The sequence below is a fragment of the Pseudomonas sp. EL_65y_Pfl2_R96 genome (assembly GCF_963970905.1).
Classification (GTDB): Bacteria; Pseudomonadota; Gammaproteobacteria; order Pseudomonadales; family Pseudomonadaceae; genus Aquipseudomonas.
The window spans coordinates 1-335 of the sequence record NZ_CAXAQH010000432.1 but is presented as its reverse complement, the minus strand read 5'-3'; the positions used below and the strand labels follow the sequence as shown (position 1 = coordinate 335).

Here is a 335-nt window from a genome sequence, read left to right as displayed (position 1 = left end):
CTATGGCCCCGTATTTCTACAGGCGTTCCCACACAAGCAAAATTGGTGGGTCTGGGCAGATTCGAACTGCCGACCTCACCCTTATCAGGGGTGCGCTCTAACCAACTGAGCTACAGACCCAATTTCGAGCTACTAAGGCCGACCTCACCCTGCTCTTTACCACACAGCATGGGGTGCGCTCTAACCAACACAGCTACAACCTGATACAGGCTGCTTCTTATCGTCTTCTTCAATGAATCAAGCAATTCGTGTGGGAACTTATGGAGCAGCTGATGTCGTCGATTAAGGAGGTGATCCAGCCGCAGGTTCCCCTACGGCTACCTTGTTACGACTTC

General features: G+C 51.9%; 1 tRNA gene and 1 rRNA gene. Both read right to left on the bottom strand.

Going from position 1 to position 335, the window contains the following annotated elements:
* Nucleotides 1-43: 43 nt before the first annotated feature.
* Nucleotides 44-120: transfer RNA gene (locus AACY49_RS31430), tRNA-Ile, on the bottom strand.
* Nucleotides 121-283: 163 nt separating this feature from the next.
* A 16S ribosomal RNA gene (locus AACY49_RS31425) occupies nt 284-335 on the bottom strand; the annotation flags it as partial.